The sequence below is a fragment of the Stenotrophomonas sp. GW821-FHT02D01 genome, from assembly GCF_059421765.1.
This window is the reverse complement of the sequence record NZ_JBWKVP010000001.1, coordinates 242,962-259,296: the sequence shown is the minus strand read 5'-3', so window position 1 is coordinate 259,296 and position 16,335 is coordinate 242,962. Positions and strand designations below refer to the sequence as shown.

The 16,335-nt window shown below is 61.8% G+C and carries 27 protein-coding genes; all 27 read right to left on the bottom strand.

Going from position 1 to position 16,335, the window contains the following annotated elements; all coding sequences use genetic code 11:
- Positions 1 to 5 precede the first annotated feature (5 nt).
- Positions 6 to 362, bottom strand: a complete 357-nt coding sequence (rpsM, locus tag AC07UW_RS01165; protein ID WP_025879318.1) for a 30S ribosomal protein S13 — start codon at positions 360 to 362, stop codon at positions 6 to 8.
- Positions 363 to 708: 346 nt separating this feature from the next.
- Entirely contained in the window at positions 709 to 2,076 is a 1,368-nt protein-coding gene (gene secY, locus AC07UW_RS01160; RefSeq protein WP_025879317.1) for a preprotein translocase subunit SecY, read from the bottom strand.
- 7 nt (positions 2,077 to 2,083) lie between these two features.
- Positions 2,084 to 2,527, bottom strand: coding sequence for a 50S ribosomal protein L15 (gene rplO, locus AC07UW_RS01155; protein WP_089239007.1), 444 nt, complete (start codon positions 2,525 to 2,527; stop codon positions 2,084 to 2,086).
- A gap of 4 nt (positions 2,528 to 2,531) precedes the next feature.
- Positions 2,532 to 2,723: a 50S ribosomal protein L30 gene (gene rpmD, locus AC07UW_RS01150; RefSeq protein ID WP_025879315.1), complete on the bottom strand. Its 192-nt coding sequence runs from the start codon at positions 2,721 to 2,723 to the stop codon at positions 2,532 to 2,534.
- Positions 2,716 to 3,258, bottom strand: coding sequence for a 30S ribosomal protein S5 (rpsE, locus tag AC07UW_RS01145; protein WP_025879314.1), 543 nt, complete (start codon positions 3,256 to 3,258; stop codon positions 2,716 to 2,718). The genes rpmD and rpsE overlap by 8 nt, the downstream gene beginning before the upstream one ends.
- A gap of 161 nt (positions 3,259 to 3,419) precedes the next feature.
- Positions 3,420 to 3,773, bottom strand: coding sequence for a 50S ribosomal protein L18 (rplR, locus tag AC07UW_RS01140; RefSeq protein WP_025879313.1), 354 nt, complete (start codon positions 3,771 to 3,773; stop codon positions 3,420 to 3,422).
- Positions 3,774 to 3,805: 32 nt separating this feature from the next.
- Positions 3,806 to 4,330, bottom strand: coding sequence for a 50S ribosomal protein L6 (gene rplF / locus AC07UW_RS01135; RefSeq protein WP_099782946.1), 525 nt, complete (start codon positions 4,328 to 4,330; stop codon positions 3,806 to 3,808).
- Between the two features lie 17 nt (positions 4,331 to 4,347).
- The gene (rpsH, locus tag AC07UW_RS01130; protein ID WP_025879311.1) at positions 4,348 to 4,746 is read right to left on the bottom strand and encodes a 30S ribosomal protein S8; all 399 of its coding nucleotides are present in this window, start codon (positions 4,744 to 4,746) and stop codon (positions 4,348 to 4,350) included.
- 235 nt (positions 4,747 to 4,981) lie between these two features.
- Positions 4,982 to 5,287 (bottom strand): 30S ribosomal protein S14, encoded by a 306-nt coding sequence (gene rpsN / locus AC07UW_RS01125; protein ID WP_032977438.1) that lies wholly within the window; start codon positions 5,285 to 5,287, stop codon positions 4,982 to 4,984.
- An 18-nt stretch (positions 5,288 to 5,305) separates the two neighbouring features.
- Positions 5,306 to 5,848, bottom strand: a complete 543-nt coding sequence (gene rplE / locus AC07UW_RS01120) for a 50S ribosomal protein L5 (protein ID WP_025879309.1) — start codon at positions 5,846 to 5,848, stop codon at positions 5,306 to 5,308.
- Between the two features lie 11 nt (positions 5,849 to 5,859).
- Positions 5,860 to 6,177: a 50S ribosomal protein L24 gene (gene rplX / locus AC07UW_RS01115; protein WP_025879308.1), complete on the bottom strand. Its 318-nt coding sequence runs from the start codon at positions 6,175 to 6,177 to the stop codon at positions 5,860 to 5,862.
- Between the two features lie 16 nt (positions 6,178 to 6,193).
- Positions 6,194 to 6,562, bottom strand: coding sequence for a 50S ribosomal protein L14 (rplN, locus tag AC07UW_RS01110; RefSeq protein ID WP_025879307.1), 369 nt, complete (start codon positions 6,560 to 6,562; stop codon positions 6,194 to 6,196).
- A 12-nt stretch (positions 6,563 to 6,574) separates the two neighbouring features.
- Complete coding sequence (rpsQ, locus tag AC07UW_RS01105) at positions 6,575 to 6,844, bottom strand: 30S ribosomal protein S17 (protein WP_004145355.1); 270 nt, start codon at positions 6,842 to 6,844, stop codon at positions 6,575 to 6,577.
- An 11-nt stretch (positions 6,845 to 6,855) separates the two neighbouring features.
- Entirely contained in the window at positions 6,856 to 7,041 is a 186-nt protein-coding gene (gene rpmC / locus AC07UW_RS01100; protein WP_025879306.1) for a 50S ribosomal protein L29, read from the bottom strand.
- The gene (gene rplP, locus AC07UW_RS01095; RefSeq protein WP_025879305.1) at positions 7,041 to 7,454 is read right to left on the bottom strand and encodes a 50S ribosomal protein L16; all 414 of its coding nucleotides are present in this window, start codon (positions 7,452 to 7,454) and stop codon (positions 7,041 to 7,043) included. Before rplP ends, rpmC begins: the two co-directional genes overlap by 1 nt.
- 5 nt (positions 7,455 to 7,459) lie before the next feature.
- Positions 7,460 to 8,194: a 30S ribosomal protein S3 gene (gene rpsC, locus AC07UW_RS01090; RefSeq protein WP_004145350.1), complete on the bottom strand. Its 735-nt coding sequence runs from the start codon at positions 8,192 to 8,194 to the stop codon at positions 7,460 to 7,462.
- Positions 8,195 to 8,212: 18 nt separating this feature from the next.
- Positions 8,213 to 8,548: a 50S ribosomal protein L22 gene (rplV, locus tag AC07UW_RS01085; RefSeq protein WP_004145348.1), complete on the bottom strand. Its 336-nt coding sequence runs from the start codon at positions 8,546 to 8,548 to the stop codon at positions 8,213 to 8,215.
- A 12-nt stretch (positions 8,549 to 8,560) separates the two neighbouring features.
- A complete protein-coding gene (gene rpsS / locus AC07UW_RS01080; protein ID WP_004145340.1) occupies positions 8,561 to 8,830 on the bottom strand; it encodes a 30S ribosomal protein S19 in 270 nt (89 codons plus the stop codon).
- Positions 8,831 to 8,836: 6 nt separating this feature from the next.
- Complete coding sequence (gene rplB / locus AC07UW_RS01075) at positions 8,837 to 9,664, bottom strand: 50S ribosomal protein L2 (protein WP_025879304.1); 828 nt, start codon at positions 9,662 to 9,664, stop codon at positions 8,837 to 8,839.
- Between the two features lie 10 nt (positions 9,665 to 9,674).
- Positions 9,675 to 9,974, bottom strand: a complete 300-nt coding sequence (gene rplW / locus AC07UW_RS01070) for a 50S ribosomal protein L23 (RefSeq protein ID WP_025879303.1) — start codon at positions 9,972 to 9,974, stop codon at positions 9,675 to 9,677.
- A complete protein-coding gene (rplD, locus tag AC07UW_RS01065) occupies positions 9,971 to 10,576 on the bottom strand; it encodes a 50S ribosomal protein L4 (protein ID WP_025879302.1) in 606 nt (201 codons plus the stop codon). Before rplD ends, rplW begins: the two co-directional genes overlap by 4 nt.
- Positions 10,577 to 10,588: 12 nt before the next feature.
- A complete protein-coding gene (gene rplC / locus AC07UW_RS01060; protein WP_025879301.1) occupies positions 10,589 to 11,239 on the bottom strand; it encodes a 50S ribosomal protein L3 in 651 nt (216 codons plus the stop codon).
- 11 nt (positions 11,240 to 11,250) lie between these two features.
- Positions 11,251 to 11,562: a 30S ribosomal protein S10 gene (gene rpsJ / locus AC07UW_RS01055; protein ID WP_010341589.1), complete on the bottom strand. Its 312-nt coding sequence runs from the start codon at positions 11,560 to 11,562 to the stop codon at positions 11,251 to 11,253.
- A 333-nt stretch (positions 11,563 to 11,895) separates the two neighbouring features.
- On the bottom strand, positions 11,896 to 13,086 hold the full coding sequence (gene tuf, locus AC07UW_RS01050; protein ID WP_032977440.1) for an elongation factor Tu: 1,191 nt from the start codon (positions 13,084 to 13,086) through the stop codon (positions 11,896 to 11,898).
- A 51-nt stretch (positions 13,087 to 13,137) separates the two neighbouring features.
- Positions 13,138 to 15,279: an elongation factor G gene (gene fusA / locus AC07UW_RS01045; RefSeq protein WP_100463193.1), complete on the bottom strand. Its 2,142-nt coding sequence runs from the start codon at positions 15,277 to 15,279 to the stop codon at positions 13,138 to 13,140.
- Between the two features lie 138 nt (positions 15,280 to 15,417).
- On the bottom strand, positions 15,418 to 15,885 hold the full coding sequence (gene rpsG, locus AC07UW_RS01040; protein ID WP_089238997.1) for a 30S ribosomal protein S7: 468 nt from the start codon (positions 15,883 to 15,885) through the stop codon (positions 15,418 to 15,420).
- A 12-nt stretch (positions 15,886 to 15,897) separates the two neighbouring features.
- Positions 15,898 to 16,272, bottom strand: a complete 375-nt coding sequence (gene rpsL / locus AC07UW_RS01035; protein ID WP_025879344.1) for a 30S ribosomal protein S12 — start codon at positions 16,270 to 16,272, stop codon at positions 15,898 to 15,900.
- Positions 16,273 to 16,335 lie beyond the last annotated feature (63 nt).

Here is a 16,335-nt window from a genome sequence, read left to right as displayed (position 1 = left end):
GTCCCTTACTTCCTGATCGCCTTGCGCGGGCCCTTGCGGGTGCGGGCGTTGGTACGGGTGCGCTGGCCACGCAGCGGCAGACCGCGACGGTGACGCAGGCCGCGGTAGCAGCCCAGGTCCATCAGGCGCTTGATCGCGATACCGATTTCACGGCGCAGATCGCCTTCCACGATGTACTTGCCGACTTCGGCGCGCAGGCGCTCGATTTCCGGCTCCGACAGATCGCGGATCTTGGTGGTCGAAGTGACGCCTGCGACTTCGCAGACCTTCTTCGAACGGGTACGGCCGATGCCGTAAATGCTTTGCAACCCGACCCAGACATGCTTCTGGGCTGGCAGGTTGACGCCTGCAATACGCGCCATGACGCGGTTCTCCAGCTGAGTGATGGCCGACAGCGCGCTCAAGGCACGCCGATCCGGCAGGATGGATCAAAAAAGTGAACCAGTGATACTAACAAGGTTCCGGTTTACTTGGAAGCCCGTGAAACCAGAGGTTTCATGAACCCGGCCCGGGGAGTGTGCCCAGGCTCCGGCGCCGGATGGGGTTGGACCTGGAGTTGCCTCCCGGGCCGCCCGCGCTACTCCAGCGCGGGACCACCTCATCACACCCCCACCCGGAACCGCTGCGGGGGCCGCCCTTCGTTTGTGTGGCCAGAGTCCGCGAAGCGGAGGACCATCACGTCAGGAAGACGAAAGTATAACAGGCTAATCAGCCGCGAGCAAAACCGCCGCGGTTGCCGCCCTTCAGGTTGGCCTTCTTCAGCAGGCTCTCGTACTGGTGGGACATCAGGTGCGCCTGCACCTGGGCGATGAAGTCCATCACCACCACCACCACGATCAACAGCGAAGTACCGCCGAAATAGAACGAGGCGTTCAGCTGCGTGCGCATCAGTTCCGGCAGCAGGCAGACGATCACCAGGTAAGCCGAACCGGCAGCAGTCAGTCGGGTCAACACGCCGTCGATGTAGTCGGCGGTGGCCTTGCCCGGACGGATACCCGGAATCAGCGCGCCCGACTTCTTCAGGTTGTCGGCGGTTTCCTGCGAGTTGAACACCAGCGCGGTATAGAAGAACGCGAAACCGGTGATCAGCGCAGCGAACACGATCATGTGCAGCGGCTCGCCCGGGCCCAGGGCATTGGCGACCTTCTGCAGGGTCTGGCCAAAGGTGCTCTGGTTGGCAGCCTGACCCGACCACATGGCCAGGGTGGCCGGGAAGGCCAGCAGGCTCGAGGCGAAGATCGCCGGGATGACGCCGGCCATGTTCAGCTTCAGCGGCAGGAACGAGGTCTGGTTCATGTACGCGTTGCGACCGCCCTGGCGGCGCGCGTAGTTCACCGTGATCCGGCGCTGGCCGCGTTCGACGAACACCACGAAGAAGGTGAAGGCGAGCACGACGATGGCGATCAGCAGCAGCTGGATGAACTGGATGTTGCCGTCGCGGTAGGCGTCGAAGGTGTGGATGACCGCACCCGGCAGGCCCGCCACGATACCGGCGAAGATGATCAGCGAGACGCCGTTGCCGATGCCGCGCTCGGTCACCTGCTCACCAACCCACATCAGGAACATGGTGCCGGCGGTCAGTGCGACCACGGCAGTGAGCACGAAGCCCATGCCCGGCATGTAAACGACCGGCGCGCCGGTCGGCGACACCTGGCCCTGCAGTGCCAGCGCGATCGAACCGCCCTGCACCACTGCGAGCAGCACAGCGCCGATGCGCGAATACTGGGTGATCTTGCGGCGGCCGGACTCACCTTCCTTCTGCATCGCCTTCAAGGCGGGGAAGATGTGCACAGCCAGCTGCATCACGATGGATGCCGAGATGTACGGCATCACGTTCAGCGCGAAAATGCTGAAACGGTGCAGGGCGCCGCCCGAGAACATGTTGAACATGTCCACGATGCCGCCGCCCTGCTGTTGCATCATGGCAAGCATGGCATCGGGATTGACGCCCGGCACCGGCACGTAGCAGCCGATGCGATAGACGATCAAAGCCCCGACGACGAACAGCAAACGTTGGCGAAGTTCAGTGAACTTGCCCATTCCGCCCGCGAGGTTACCGATGCCAGCTTGCGCCATGATTCTCTTACTCCGTTACGCTGCCGCCGGCAGCTTCGATCGCAGCCTTGGCACCGGCCGTGGCAGCAACACCCTTCAGGGTGAACGCCTTGGTCACTTCGCCCTTGACGACGACCTTGGCCTTCTTGGCAGTGCTCGGGACCAGCTTGGCCGCACGCAGGGCAGCGAAGTCGATCTCGCCGGCCGGCAGCTTGTCCAGCTGGTACAGCAGCACTTCAGCGGTGTCCTTGGCGATCGGCGAACGGAAGCCGATCTTCGGCAGACGACGCTGCATGGGGGTCTGGCCGCCTTCGAAGCCAGCCTTGATCTTGCCGCCACCCTTACGGGCGAACGAACCCTTGTGGCCGCGGCCGCAGGTCTTGCCCAGGCCGGAGCCGATACCGCGACCGACGCGGGTACGCTCTTTACGAGCGCCCGGTGCCGGGCTCAATTCATTCAGATGCATGGTCATTGGATTATTCCTCAACCTTGACGAGGTAGTGGACCTTGTTGATCAGACCGCGAACCTGCGGGCTGTCCTTCAGTTCACGCACATCGTTGAGCTTGCCCAGACCCAGCGCACGCACCGACAGGCGATGACGCGCCTGGGCACCACGCAGGCCGCGAACCAGACGGACCTTGACGGTCTTGTTGGTTTCATTAGCCATGGTTGAGATCCTCCACCTTCTTGCCGCGCTTGGCCGCGATGCGAGCCGGCGACTGCGCTGCAGTCAGGCCCTTCACGGTGGCACGCACCAGGTTGATCGGGTTGCGCGAACCGGTGGCCTTGGCCAGCACGTTCTTCACGCCAACTGCTTCCAGCACGGCGCGCATGGCACCACCGGCAATGACGCCGGTACCTTCGGAAGCCGGCTGCATGAACACGCGCGCTGCGCCGTGACCATCCTTGATGGTGTGCCACAGGGTGCCGTTGTTCAGATCGACGGTGACCTGGTTCTTGCGAGCCTGCTCCATCGACTTCTGGATGGCGACCGGCACTTCGCGTGCCTTGCCATAACCGAAACCGACCTTGCCTTCGCCGTCGCCGACAACAGTCAGGGCGGTGAAGGTGAACTGACGGCCACCCTTGACGGTCTTGCTGACGCGATTGACCGCGACCAGCTTTTCGATCATGCCGTCATCGACTTTCTCTTCGCGGTTACGGTCGCGATCGCGACCCCGCTGCTGACGTTCTTCTGCCATGTTTATTCCTTGGTTGTTGGGTTATGTACGGCTCGAGGCCGCTTATGGTTGTGGAGTGGTGCGTTGTTGCGGTGGGCCGCTGCAGAAGAGCGGCGCCGCCCAGCCTCACTCAGGCTGGCGAGCAGGCGGGCATGGGGACCGGAGTCCCCTGCCCTGATCCCTTAGAACTGCAGGCCGGCTTCGCGGGCAGCGTCAGCCAGGGCCTTGATGCGGCCGTGGTAACGGTAACCCGAACGATCGAAGGCAACCTTCTCGACGCCGGCGGCCTTGGCACGCTCAGCGACGATGCGGCCAACCTTGGCGGCGGCATCGGCGTTCTTGCCGTTCTTCAGGCCTTCCTTGATGTCGGCCTGGGTGGTGTTGGCGGCAGCCAGCACCTTGGAGCCGTCAGCGGTGAAGACCTGTGCATACAGGTGCTGGCCGGTGCGCAGCACCGACAGGCGGGCCACACCGAGCACACGGATGTGGGCACGGGTCGACTTGGCGCGACGCAGGCGGGCGATGTTCTTGTTCATGATCTTTTTCCCTGGAAAGCGGAAGGTCCTAATTAGGCCTTCTTGGCTTCCTTGCGAATGATGACTTCGTCGGAGTACTTCACGCCCTTGCCCTTGTACGGCTCCGGCTTGCGGAACGCACGGATCTTGGCGGCAGCTTCACCGACGGCCTGCTTGTCAGCGCCCTGCACCAGGATTTCAGTCTGGGTCGGGGTGGTGATGGTGATGCCTTCCGGCGCCACGAACACGATCGGGTGCGAGTAACCCAGCGACAGGCTGAGGTCCTTGCCCTGCATCGCGGCACGGTAACCCACGCCGACCAGCTCAAGCTTGCGCTCGAAGCCTTCGGAAACACCCTTGACCATGTTGGACAGGATGGCGCGGACGGTACCGGTCAGCGGGATCAGCTCCACGTTGTCGGTGCTCAGGGTGGCAACGCCGTTTTCGACATTGATGTTGATGCCAGCCGGCTTGGCCAGCGACAGGGTGCCCTTCGGGCCCTTGGCGATGACGTTGTCGTTCTGGACGTTCAGTTCAACCTTACCCAGGTCGATCGGCTTCTTGGCTACACGGGACATGGTCTACTCCTTTCGCCTTAGGCCACGAAGCACAGGACTTCGCCGCCGACGCCCAACTGGCGCGCCTGCGCATCAGTCATGATGCCCTTGGAAGTGGAAATGATGGAAATGCCCAGGCCGTTCATGACCTTCGGCAGTTCGCTCTTGCCGCGGTACTGGCGCAGGCCCGAACGCGAGAAGCGCTTCAGGGTCGCGATGACCGGCTTGCCTTCGAAATACTTCAGCACGATTTCCAGCTCGGACTTGTTGTTCTCGAGCGCGGTCACGCGCAGGTCGGCGATGTAACCCTCGTCCTTCAGGACCTGGGCGATCGCAACCTTGATCTTGGACGACGGGGCTTTCACCGTCTGCTTGCCAACCGCTGCCGCATTCTTGATGCGGACCAGCAGGTCGGCGATGGGATCAGTCATGCTCATATGAGTACCTTTGAGTGCACCGATATCCGCTTTCGCGAAAATCTGTTGTCTCCTGGAAACGGGCCAGGCCCCCTACCCCTACGCGTTGCGCAGAGCAAGACGCGGGAGTATACGCCAAAAGAGCCCGACTTGCGCCGGGCTCTTCGGTTTTTTGCAGAGGGAAAGCTGAACGCCTCCCCTCCCCGGCTGCGAAGCCCCCCCCGGGGGGAGCCCTCGCTGGCAGGACCGGCTGGGGTTACCAGCTGGCCTTGCGCAGGCCCGGAACGTCGCCACGCATGGTGGCTTCACGCAGCTTGTTGCGACCCAGGCCGAACTTGCTGTACACGCCACGCGGGCGGCCAGACAGTTCGCAACGGTTGCGATGGCGGCTCGGCGACGAATCGCGCGGCAGCTTCGACAACTTGGTGGCGGCCTCGATCTTCTCTTCGTAGCTCGCGTCCGGGGAGGACACGATCTTCTTCAGAGCAGCACGCTTGACAGCGAACTTTTCAGCCAGCTTCTTCCGCTTGATGTCGCGGTTGACCATGGAGGTCTTTGCCATTTCGGTTTCCTCGACGAATCAGTTACGGAACGGGAACTTGAACGCTGCCAGCAGCGCCTTCGCTTCCGCGTCGGTCTTCGCAGTGGTGGTGATGGCGATATCCATACCGCGGATCGCGTCGACAGCGTCGAAGTCGATTTCCGGGAAGATGATCTGTTCCTTCACACCCATGTTGAAGTTGCCGCGACCGTCGAAGGAACGACCGGAAACACCACGGAAGTCGCGCACGCGCGGCAGCGAGATGTTGATCAGGCGGTCCAGGAACTCGTACATCTTGTGGCGACGCAGCGTGGTCTTGCAGCCGATCGGCCAACCATCACGGATCTTGAACGATGCCACCGAGATACGCGACTTGGTGACGATCGGCTTCTGGCCCGAGATCTTGGTCATGTCGCCAACGGCGTTTTCCAGGATCTTCTTGTTGGTGGCCGCTTCGCCGACACCCATGTTCAGGGTGACTTTGACCAGCTTCGGCACCTGCATGGAATTGGTGTAACCGAACTGCTTCATCAGCGCCGGCACCACTTCTTCCTTGTAAAACTTTTCGAGACGGGAAGTCATCTTCTCATTCCTCAGGCGTCGAGCGCCTCACCGCTGGAGCGGAACACACGCAGTTTGCGTCCATCCTCCAGCACCTTGAAGCCAACGCGCTCGCCCTTGCCCGAAGCCGGGTTCAGCACATTCACGTTGGAGATATGGATCGACGCTTCACGCTCGACCACGCCGCCGGCAACACCTGCCTGCGGGTTCGGCTTGGTGTGGCGCTTGACGATGTTCACGTTGGCGACGACCAGACGGTCGCCATCGACGCGGACGACTTCGCCCTGCTTACCCTTGTCCTTGCCAGCGTTGACGACAACCTGGTCGCCCTTCTTGATACGGTTAGCCATGATTATCTCCTGTCGCTCACAGCACTTCGGGAGCGAGCGAGACGATCTTCATGAACTTCTCCGAACGAAGTTCACGAGTCACCGGCCCGAAGATACGGGTCCCGATCGGCTCCTGCTTGTTGTTAAGCAGAACGGCAGCGTTGCCGTCGAAGCGGATCAGCGAGCCGTCGGCGCGACGCACACCCTTGCGGGTACGCACCACGACGGCGTCATACACTTCACCCTTCTTGACCTTGCCGCGCGGAATCGCATCCTTCACGGTGACCTTGATGATGTCGCCGATGCCGGCGTAACGGCGCTTGGAACCACCCAGCACCTTGAAGCACATCACTCGCTTGGCACCAGAATTGTCGGCGACGTCAAGGTAGCTCTGCATCTGGATCATGATTCAGACTCCTTATTCAGCCGCACGCGTGATGACTTCCACCACGCGCCAGTTCTTGGTCTTGGACATCGGAGCAATCTCGGTCACGCGGACGACATCGCCTTCCTTGCAGGCGTTGTCGGCATCGTGGGCGTGCAGCTTCGTCGAGCGCTTGATGTACTTGCCGTACAGTGCGTGCTTGACCTGACGCTCGACCAGGACGGTAACCGTCTTGTCCATCTTGTTGCTGACGACACGGCCTTCGACCGTGCGCAGCGCTTTGTTTTCAGTATTGTCGCTCATAGCGGCCATCCTTACTTCGTGCTGCCGAGCAGGGTCTTGACGCGAGCAATTTCGCGACGCACCCGGCGGATGTCGTGTGTCTTCGGCAGCTGGCCGGTGACCTGCTGCATACGGACAGAGAACTGTTCCTTACGCAGGTCGATCAGGTGGGCCTTGAGGTCGTCAGCCGACTTTTCACGGAGAGTTTTGATATCCATCAGCGCACCGTCCGGGTCACGAAAGTGGTGGTGACCGAGAGCTTGGCAGCGGCCAGGCGGAACGCCTCGCGTGCCACTTCCTCGGTAACACCCTCGATTTCATAGATCATGCGGCCGGGCTGGATCTGGGCCACCCAGTATTCCACGTTGCCCTTACCCGAACCCATTCGAACTTCGATGGGCTTCTTGGTGATGGGCTTGTCGGGGAACACTCGGATCCACATCTTGCCGCCGCGCTTCACGTAGCGGCTGATCGAACGGCGAGCCGCTTCGATCTGACGCGCGGTCAGCTGACCGTGGGCGGTTGCCTTCAGGCCGTACTCGCCAAAGCTGACAGCGTTTGCGCTCCAGCTGAGGCCTTCGTTACGGCCCTTGTGCACCTTGCGGTACTTGGTTCGCTTGGGTTGCAACATTGTCGTTACCTCGCTTCACGAGCCGGGCGCTGACGGTCACCGCGGTCGCCGCGATCATGACGATCGTTGCGCGACGGGGTGTCGTCCTGCTTTTCCTGGCCAACCTGGGAGAAATCGAAGACCTCGCCCTTGTAGATCCAGACCTTGATGCCGATGATGCCGTAGGTCGTCTTGGCTTCAGCGAAACCGTAGTCGATGTCGGCACGCAGCGTGTGCAGCGGCACGCGGCCTTCGCGGTACCACTCCGAACGGGCGATTTCTGCACCGTTGAGGCGGCCACCGACGTTGACCTTGATGCCCAGGGCACCCAGGCGCATCGCGTTGCCGACCGAGCGCTTCATTGCGCGGCGGAACATGATGCGACGCTCCAGCTGCTGCGCGATCGATTCGGCAACCAGCTGTGCGTCCAGCTCGGGCTTGCGCACTTCGGTGACGTTGATGTGCGCCGGGACGCCCATCATCTCGCTCACTTCCTTGCGCAGCTTCTCGATGTCCTCACCGCGCTTGCCGATCACCACGCCCGGACGGGCGGTGTGGATCGTCACGCGAGCGGTCTTTGCCGGACGCTCGATCAGGATCTTGCTGATGCCGGCCTGCGCCAGCTTCTTGCGCAGCATTTCGCGCACTTTCAGGTCGGCTGCCAGGTAACCAGCGAACTCGGCCTTGTTGGCGTACCACTTGGAGTTCCAGTCCTTGGAAATGCCGAGGCGGATACCAATCGGATGAACTTTATGACCCATGGTCTTTTCCTTATCCGCTTACTTGGCGGCGCCCACAACCACAGTGATGTGGCTGGTGCGCTTGAGGATGCGGGTACCGCGGCCTTTCGCCCGCGCCATGAAACGCTTCAGGGTCGGACCTTCATCTACCATGATGGTCTGAACCTTCAGCTCGTCGACGTCGGCGCCCTGGTTGTTCTCGGCATTTGCAATAGCCGACTCCACCACCTTCTTGATCAGGTGGGCAGCCTTCTTGTCCGAGAACTTCAGCAGGTTGACGGCACGCTCGGCCGGCAGACCGCGCACCTGGTCAGCGACCAGACGTGCCTTCTGCGGGGAGATGCGCGCGGTGCGCAGGATGGCTTTCGCTTCCATTGTCATCTCTCCTTACTTGCCCGACTTCTTGTCACCACCGTGACCCTTGAAGGTCCGGGTGATGGCAAATTCGCCGAGCTTGTGGCCGACCATGTTCTCGTTGACGAGAACCGGGATGTGGTTCTTGCCGTTATGCACGGCAATGGTGACGCCTACCATGTCAGGCAGGATCATCGAACGACGCGACCAGGTCTTGATCGGACGCTTGCTACCCGCAGCGGCAGCCACCTTAGCAACCAGGTGGTGATCGACAAACGGGCCCTTCTTGAGTGAACGTGCCATGGTCGATTAGCCCCTACGATCGCGGACGATGAACTGCTGAGTGCGCTTGTTATGGCGCGTCTTGTAACCCTTGGTCGGAACACCCCACGGGGTGACCGGATGCGGGTTACCCTGGCCGGCCTTCGCCTCACCACCACCGTGCGGGTGGTCAACCGGGTTCATGGCAGCACCACGAACGGTCGGGCGGACGCCGCGCCAGCGCTTGGCACCGGCCTTGCCCAGCTTTTCAAGGCTGTGCTCGTCGTTGCCGACTTCGCCGATGGTCGCGCAGCACTCAACCGGAACCTTGCGCATTTCACCCGAGCGCAGGCGCAGGGTGGCGTAGATGCCTTCACGAGCAACCAGCTGCACGGCAGCACCTGCAGCGCGAGCGATCTGAGCGCCCTTGCCCGGCTTCAGCTCGATGCAGTGGATGGTGGTACCGACCGGGATGTTGCGCAGCGGCAGGGTGTTGCCCGCCTTGATCGGAGCATCCGAACCAGCGATCACCTGATCGCCAGCCTTCAGACCCTTCGGGGCGATGATGTAGCGACGCTCGCCGTCGACGTAGCACAGCAGGGCGATGTGCGCGGTGCGGTTCGGATCGTATTCGATGCGTTCCACGCGCGCCGGGATGCCCAGCTTGTTGCGCTTGAAGTCAATCAGGCGGTAGTGCTGCTTGTGGCCACCACCGACGTGACGCACGGTGATGCGGCCGTGGTGGTTACGACCACCGGAACGGCTCTGCGACTCGACCAGCGGAGCGTGCGGAGCGCCCTTGTGCAGGTCGGGAGTAACCACGCGCACGGCCGAACGGCGACCGGGAGAAGTGGGCTTGAATTTCATCAATGGCATGGGATGTACCTCAGGCCTTGGCCGTTACATCGATCGACTGGCCGTCGGCCAGGCGAACGTACGCCTTGCGCCAATCGCCGCGGCGGCCAGCACGGTTACGGAAGGACTTGTTCTTGCCCTTGACGTTGACCACGTTGACTGCTTCGACCTTGACGTCGAACAGCTGCTCAACCGCGGCCTTTACATCGGCCTTGGTGGCTTCGTTCGAAATTTCGAAGACGTACTGATTGGAGAGTTCCTGCAGGCGCGCGGTCTTCTCGGAGACACGCGGGGCGAGCAGCACGCTGAAGATTTTTTCGTTGCTGTTCATGCCAGCCACTCCTCGACCTTCTTGACCGCGTCAGCGGTGATGACGACCGTGTCGGCACCGACCAGCGACACCGGATCCAGGCCCTGGACGTCACGCACTTCCACGTAGGGAATGTTGCGCGCCGACAGGTACAGGTGCTCGGAGGCTTCTTCAGTGACGATCAGCGGGCGCTTGCCCACTTCCAGGCCGGCCAGCTTGGCGATCAGAGCCTTCGTGTTGGTCGCTTCGACATCGAAGGACTCCACGATGGTCAGACGGCCCTGACGGTTCAGCTCGGACAGGATCGCGCACATGGCGGCACGGTACTGCTTACGATTGACCTTCTGCTCGAAGCTGCGCGGCTTTGCCGCGAAGGTGACACCGCCGCCGACGAAGATCGGAGCCGTCAGTGCGCCATGACGCGCGCCGCCGCCCTTCTGCTTCTTCGACTTCTTGGTGGTACCTGCCACTTCGGAGCGAGTCTTCTGCGCCTTGGTGCCGGCGCGACCGGCGTTGCGGTAAGCAACGACAACCTGGTGAACCAGATCTTCGCTGAAATCGCGACCGAACACGGCGTCGGAGACCGAGACCTTGTTATTGCTACCCGTGATAACGAGTTCCATCGTCATCTCTCCTTATGCCTTGCTCGCCGGACGGACGATCACGTCGCCACCCGCCGCGCCCGGAACGGCGCCGCGAACTGCGATCAGACCGCGCTCGACGTCGACCTTGACAACTTCCAGGTTCTGGGTGCTCTGCTGCACGGCGCCCATGTGACCGGACATCTTCTTACCCGGGAACACGCGGCCGGGCGTCTGGCGCTGACCCAGCGAACCCGGCGCGCGATGCGACAGCGAGTTGCCGTGGGTAGCGTCACCCATACGGAAGTTGTAGCGCTTGATGGTGCCCTGGAAGCCCTTACCCTTGGTGACACCCTGGACGTCGACGATCTGGCCGACTTCAAAGATGTCCGCCTTGACTTCGCCACCCACGGCGAAATCGCCGAGCTGGGCGTCTTCAACGCGGAATTCCCACAGGCCACGGCCCGCTTCCACTTTCGCCTTGGCGAAGTGGCCGGCTTCCGGCTTGTTGACCAGGGCAGCGCGACGCGCACCGACGGTCACCTGCACGGCGCTGTAGCCGTCAGTTTCGACGGTCTTGATCTGCGCGATGCGGTTGGGGGTTGCTTCGATCAGGGTCACCGGGATGGAACGGCCATCTTCGGTGAACACGCGGCTCATGCCAGCCTTGCGGCCCACGAAGCCCAACGAATACTTCTTCGTCATGGTCGTAGTCCTCAGGTCAGCTTGATCTGAACGTCGACGCCGGCAGCCAGTTCGAGCTTCATCAGCGCGTCCACGGTCTTGTCATTCGGGTCAACGATATCGAGCACGCGCTTGTGCGTGCGGGTCTCGTACTGGTCACGCGCGTCCTTGTCGACGTGCGGGGAGACGAGGATGGTGTAACGCTCGATCTTGGTCGGCAGCGGGATCGGGCCACGCACTTGCGCGCCGGTCCGCTTCGCCGTCTCAACGATCTCGCTGGCCGAACGGTCGATCAGACGATGATCGAACGCTTTCAGCCGGATCCGGATCTTTTGGTCCGCCATGGCGGTAGGTTCCTTCGATAAAAGAGCGACAGACAAAGCCTCTGGGTTGCTTTGCCCCATGAAATCCCTGAATACAGACGGCCCGCATTCCCGCAGGCCGACAAGGTCAATCCGTAGACCCCAAATGCATAGGCAGACCCGTGAAACCGGCCTGCCCAGACGGAGAAGCATAATGGCACGCAAGGCAGCTGTCAACAGTCTCCTGTTGACGCCGCCTGAATGGCATTGACCCTTCCTGGTCCGGGGAACACAAGGCACATCCTGTGCCTACTTTCCCGTTTGATACGCCCCGATGCCCTACCCAGGCAACATCGGGGCGCAGAGTCTAGCAGATTACTCGAGGATGTTGGCAACCACGCCAGCACCGACGGTACGGCCACCTTCGCGGATGGCGAAGCGCAGGCCGGCGTCCATGGCGACCGGGTTGATCAGGGTGACAACCATCTTCACGTTGTCGCCCGGCATCACCATCTCGACGCCTTCCGGCAGCTCGACCGCACCGGTGATGTCGGTGGTACGGAAGTAGAACTGCGGACGGTAGCCCTTGAAGAACGGGGTGTGACGGCCGCCTTCGTCCTTCGACAGCACGTACACTTCGGCGTCGAACTTGGTGTGCGGCTTGATCGAACCCGGCTTGGCCAGAACCTGGCCACGCTCGACGTCGTCACGCTTGGTGCCACGCAGCAGCAGACCGGCGTTGTCGCCCGCCTGACCCTGGTCCAGCAGCTTGCGGAACATTTCCACGCCGGTCACGGTGGTCTTCTGCACCGGACGGATGCCGACGATTTCGATTTCTTCGCCGACCTTGATCACGCCGCGCTCGATACGACCGGTCACCACGGTGCCGCGGCCCGAGATCGAGAACACGTCTTCGACCGGCATCAGGAATGCCTTGTCGACGTCACGCTCCGGGGTCGGGATCCAGGTGTCCAGCGCCTCGACCAGCTTGATGACGGCCGGCACGCCGATGTCGCTCTGGTCGCCTTCCAGCGCCAGGCGGGCCGAACCCGAGATGATCGGGGTGTCGTCGCCCGGGAAGTCGTACTTGCTCAGCAGCTCGCGGACTTCCATTTCGACCAGTTCCAGCAGCTCGGCATCGTCAACCATGTCGGCCTTGTTCAGGAACACGACGATGTACGGCACGCCGACCTGACGCGACAGCAGGATGTGCTCGCGGGTCTGCGGCATCGGGCCGTCAGCGGCCGAGCACACCAGGATCGCGCCGTCCATCTGGGCAGCACCGGTGATCATGTTCTTGACGTAGTCAGCATGGCCCGGGCAATCGACGTGGGCGTAGTGACGAACGGTGGATTCGTATTCGACGTGCGCGGTCGAGATCGTGATGCCACGTGCCTTTTCTTCCGGCGCGGCGTCGATCGCGGAGTAATCCTTGAACTCGCCACCGAAGCGCTCGGCACCGATCTTGGTCAGTGCGGCGGTCAGCGTGGTCTTGCCGTGATCGACGTGACCGATGGTGCCGACGTTGACGTGCGGCTTGGTGCGCTCGAACTTACCCTTTGCCATTTCGTTCTACCTTTTAGTTCGTAAGTGGTTTGGAGGACCTGAGCGTTACGCTCAGGCCTTCTTCATGACTTCGTCGGCGATGTTGTTCGGCGCCGGCTCATAGTGGTCAAATTCCATCGTGAAGGTGGCGCGGCCCTGGGTCTGCGAACGCAGCGAGGTCGCGTAGCCAAACATTTCGCCCAGCGGGATCATCGCGTTGATGATGCTGGCCGAACCGTCACCGGTGGTATCAGAACCCTGCAGAACGCCACGACGACGGCTGACGTCGCCCATCACGTCACCCTGGTAATCCTCCGGGGTCACGATCTCGACCTTCATGATCGGCTCCAGCAGGACCGGCTTGGCCTTGCGGAAGCCTTCCTTGAAGGCCATCGAGGAAGCGAGCTTGAACGCCATTTCCGAGGAGTCGACGTCGTGGTACGAGCCGAACACCAGCTTCACCTTGACGTCCACGACCGGGAAGCCAGCCAGCGGACCGCTGGTGATGGTTTCGCGCAGGCCCTTTTCGATCGACGGGATGAATTCCTTCGGAATCACGCCACCGGTGATGTCATTGATGAACAGGAAGTCGTCCTTGATGCCAGCGGCGATCTTCGGATCTGCACGATCGGCTTCGGTGATCGGCGACAGCTCGATCACGACGTGACCGTACTGACCCTTACCACCGGACTGCTTGGCGTGCTTGTAGTCCGACTTCACGTCCGACATGGTGATCGTTTCGCGGTACGCCACCTGCGGCTTGCCGACGTTGGCTTCAACGTTGAACTCGCGCTTCATGCGGTCAACGATGATGTCCAGGTGCAGCTCGCCCATGCCCGAGATGATGGTCTGGCCGGATTCTTCGTCGGTCTTGACGCGGAACGACGGATCTTCCTGCGCCAGACGACCCAGTGCCAGACCCATCTTTTCCTGGTCGGACTTGGTCTTCGGCTCGACAGCCATCGAGATGACCGGCTCCGGGAACACCATGCGCTCGAGGATGATCGGCTGATCCATGGAGCACAGGGTGTCACCCGTGGTGGTGTCCTTCAGGCCCACGGCAGCGGCGATGTCGCCCGCCAGCACTTCCTTGATTTCTTCGCGGTTGTTGGAGTGCATCTGCAGGATACGGCCGATGCGCTCCTTCTTGCCCTTCACCGAGTTCAGCAGCTGGTCGCCTGCATTCAACGTGCCCGAGTAGACACGGAAGAAGGTCAGCGCGCCGACGAACGGATCGGTGATGATCTTGAAGGCCAGCGCCGAGAAGGGAGCCTTGTCGTCAGACTTGCGGCTCATTTCCTTGGTTTCATCGTCAACGTCGGTACCGGTCACGTCCGGCACGTCGATCGGCGACGGCAGCAGCTGGATCACGCCGTCCAGCATGGCCTGCACGCCCTTGTTCTTGAACGCCGAGCCGCAGTACATCGGCACGATGTCGGTCGCCAGGGTGCGCACGCGCAGTGCTTCGATGATCTCGGCCTCGGTCAGCTCATCGCCGCCCAGGTACTTGTCCATCAGCTCTTCGCTGGCTTCGGCAGCCGCTTCGATCATGAAGGTACGGGCTTCGGTTGCTTCAGCCAGCAGGTCGGCCGGCACATCGCTGTACTCGAACTTCATGCCCTGCGAAGCCTCATCCCAATGGATGGCCTTCATCTTCAGCAGATCGACGACGCCCTTGAAGCCTTCCTCAGCGCCGATCGGCAGCTGCATCGGAACGGCCTTGGCACCCAGCTTCGCCTTCAGCTGGCCAACGACCTTGCTGAAGTTGGCACCGGTACGGTCCATCTTGTTGACGAACGCGATGCGCGGCACCTTGTAACGGTTGGCCTGGCGCCACACGGTTTCCGACTGCGGCTGCACGCCACCGACGGCACACAGCACGAAGACGGCACCGTCGAGCACGCGCAGCGAGCGCTCCACTTCGATGGTGAAGTCGACGTGCCCGGGGGTGTCGATGATGTTGAAGCGGTGCTCCGGCAGGGACTTGTCCATGCCCTTCCAGAACGCGGTGGTCGCAGCGGACTGGATCGTGATGCCACGCTCCTGCTCCTGCTCCATCCAGTCCATGGTGGCGGCGCCGTCATGCACTTCACCGATCTTGTGGCTCTTGCCGGTGTAGAACAGGATGCGCTCGGACGTGGTGGTCTTGCCGGCATCGATGTGAGCCATGATGCCGAAATTGCGGTAACGCTCGATGGGAGTGGAACGGGCCACGGGGAGCCTCTCAGATTTCTTGGATTTCGGATGGCCGAACGCCGCCTTTCGGCGGCCTTCGGATTGGCGCAGCCCTTCTGGGGCCGCGAGGCAGCACCGAGATGGTGCTGCCCTGCCTGTTTTACAAGGCCGTCAAACTCACCAGCGGTAGTGGGCGAATGCCTTGTTGGCTTCGGCCATGCGGTGGGTTTCTTCGCGCTTCTTGATGGCGCCGCCACGGTTTTCCGCAGCGTCGATCAGTTCAGCGGCCAGCTTCTTCGGCATGGTGTTCTCACCACGCTTGCGCGCGGAGTCGATCAGCCAACGCATGGCCAGGGCCATCTTGCGCGAGGCGCGCACTTCGACCGGCACCTGGTAGGTGGCACCACCGACACGGCGGGACTTGACTTCGACCGACGGAGCCACGTTTTCCAGAGCCTTCTGAACCAGCTCGACGGAATTCGGGTTCTTCTCACCGATCACGTCCATGGCGCCATAGACGATCTTTTCAGCGACCGACTTCTTGCCGCTCAGCATCACCATGTTGATGAAACGGGCGATGGTTTCGCTTCCGTGCTTCGGATCCGGCAGGACTGCGCGCTGCGGCGTATTACCTTTACGAGACATGTGTGCTTTCCCTTAGCTCTTCGGACGCTTGGCGCCGTACTTGGAACGGCCCTGGCGACGCTTGGCAACGCCGGAGGCGTCGAGCGAACCACGAACGGTGTGGTAACGCACACCCGGCAGATCCTTGACGCGACCGCCACGGATCAGGACCACGGAGTGCTCCTGCAGGTTGTGGCCTTCACCGCCGATGTAGGAAATCACTTCTTCCTGGTTGGTCAGGCGAACCTTGGCAACCTTGCGAAGGGCCGAGTTCGGCTTCTTCGGAGTAGTGGTGTAAACGCGCGTGCAGACGCCACGGCGCTGGGGGCACTTTTCGAGAGCCGGCGAGGCGCTCTTATAAGTGGTTGCCTGCCGCGGCTTGCGGACAAGCTGATTGATCGTCGCCATCAGTATGTTCTTCTGAGAGAGGCCGAAAAAAACCGGCCATGAATGCGGATATGTGCGAGCAGG

What these genes read in the sequence shown, in the direction of transcription:
- rplP (WP_025879305.1), bottom strand. Translation starts at nt 7,454, where the DNA reads ATGTTGCAACCCAAGCGAACCAAGTACCGCAAGGTGCACAAGGGCCGT.
- rplF (WP_099782946.1), bottom strand. Translation starts at nt 4,330, where the DNA reads ATGTCCCGTGTAGCCAAGAAGCCGATCGACCTGGGTAAGGTTGAACTG.
- rplO (WP_089239007.1), bottom strand. Translation starts at nt 2,527, where the DNA reads ATGACCATGCATCTGAATGAATTGAGCCCGGCACCGGGCGCTCGTAAA.
- secY (WP_025879317.1), bottom strand. Translation starts at nt 2,076, where the DNA reads ATGGCGCAAGCTGGCATCGGTAACCTCGCGGGCGGAATGGGCAAGTTC.
- rpsC (WP_004145350.1), bottom strand. Translation starts at nt 8,194, where the DNA reads ATGGGTCATAAAGTTCATCCGATTGGTATCCGCCTCGGCATTTCCAAG.
- rplD (WP_025879302.1), bottom strand. Translation starts at nt 10,576, where the DNA reads ATGGAACTCGTTATCACGGGTAGCAATAACAAGGTCTCGGTCTCCGAC.
- rplV (WP_004145348.1), bottom strand. Translation starts at nt 8,548, where the DNA reads ATGGAAGCGAAAGCCATCCTGCGCACCGCGCGCATCTCCCCGCAGAAG.
- rplR (WP_025879313.1), bottom strand. Translation starts at nt 3,773, where the DNA reads ATGAACAAGAACATCGCCCGCCTGCGTCGCGCCAAGTCGACCCGTGCC.
- tuf (WP_032977440.1), bottom strand. Translation starts at nt 13,086, where the DNA reads ATGGCAAAGGGTAAGTTCGAGCGCACCAAGCCGCACGTCAACGTCGGC.
- rpmD (WP_025879315.1), bottom strand. Translation starts at nt 2,723, where the DNA reads ATGGCTAATGAAACCAACAAGACCGTCAAGGTCCGTCTGGTTCGCGGC.
- rplE (WP_025879309.1), bottom strand. Translation starts at nt 5,848, where the DNA reads ATGACTTCCCGTCTCGAAAAGTTTTACAAGGAAGAAGTGGTGCCGGCG.
- rplX (WP_025879308.1), bottom strand. Translation starts at nt 6,177, where the DNA reads ATGGCTAACCGTATCAAGAAGGGCGACCAGGTTGTCGTCAACGCTGGC.
- rpsL (WP_025879344.1), bottom strand. Translation starts at nt 16,272, where the DNA reads ATGGCGACGATCAATCAGCTTGTCCGCAAGCCGCGGCAGGCAACCACT.
- rpsG (WP_089238997.1), bottom strand. Translation starts at nt 15,885, where the DNA reads ATGTCTCGTAAAGGTAATACGCCGCAGCGCGCAGTCCTGCCGGATCCG.
- rplB (WP_025879304.1), bottom strand. Translation starts at nt 9,664, where the DNA reads ATGCCATTGATGAAATTCAAGCCCACTTCTCCCGGTCGCCGTTCGGCC.
- rpmC (WP_025879306.1), bottom strand. Translation starts at nt 7,041, where the DNA reads ATGGATATCAAAACTCTCCGTGAAAAGTCGGCTGACGACCTCAAGGCC.
- rpsE (WP_025879314.1), bottom strand. Translation starts at nt 3,258, where the DNA reads ATGGCAGAAGAACGTCAGCAGCGGGGTCGCGATCGCGACCGTAACCGC.
- rplN (WP_025879307.1), bottom strand. Translation starts at nt 6,562, where the DNA reads ATGATCCAGATGCAGAGCTACCTTGACGTCGCCGACAATTCTGGTGCC.
- rplW (WP_025879303.1), bottom strand. Translation starts at nt 9,974, where the DNA reads ATGAACAGCAACGAAAAAATCTTCAGCGTGCTGCTCGCCCCGCGTGTC.
- rplC (WP_025879301.1), bottom strand. Translation starts at nt 11,239, where the DNA reads ATGACGAAGAAGTATTCGTTGGGCTTCGTGGGCCGCAAGGCTGGCATG.
- rpsH (WP_025879311.1), bottom strand. Translation starts at nt 4,746, where the DNA reads ATGAGCATGACTGATCCCATCGCCGACCTGCTGGTCCGCATCAAGAAT.
- rpsM (WP_025879318.1), bottom strand. Translation starts at nt 362, where the DNA reads ATGGCGCGTATTGCAGGCGTCAACCTGCCAGCCCAGAAGCATGTCTGG.
- rpsN (WP_032977438.1), bottom strand. Translation starts at nt 5,287, where the DNA reads ATGGCAAAGACCTCCATGGTCAACCGCGACATCAAGCGGAAGAAGCTG.
- rpsQ (WP_004145355.1), bottom strand. Translation starts at nt 6,844, where the DNA reads ATGAGCGACAATACTGAAAACAAAGCGCTGCGCACGGTCGAAGGCCGT.
- rpsJ (WP_010341589.1), bottom strand. Translation starts at nt 11,562, where the DNA reads ATGGCGGACCAAAAGATCCGGATCCGGCTGAAAGCGTTCGATCATCGT.
- rpsS (WP_004145340.1), bottom strand. Translation starts at nt 8,830, where the DNA reads ATGGCACGTTCACTCAAGAAGGGCCCGTTTGTCGATCACCACCTGGTT.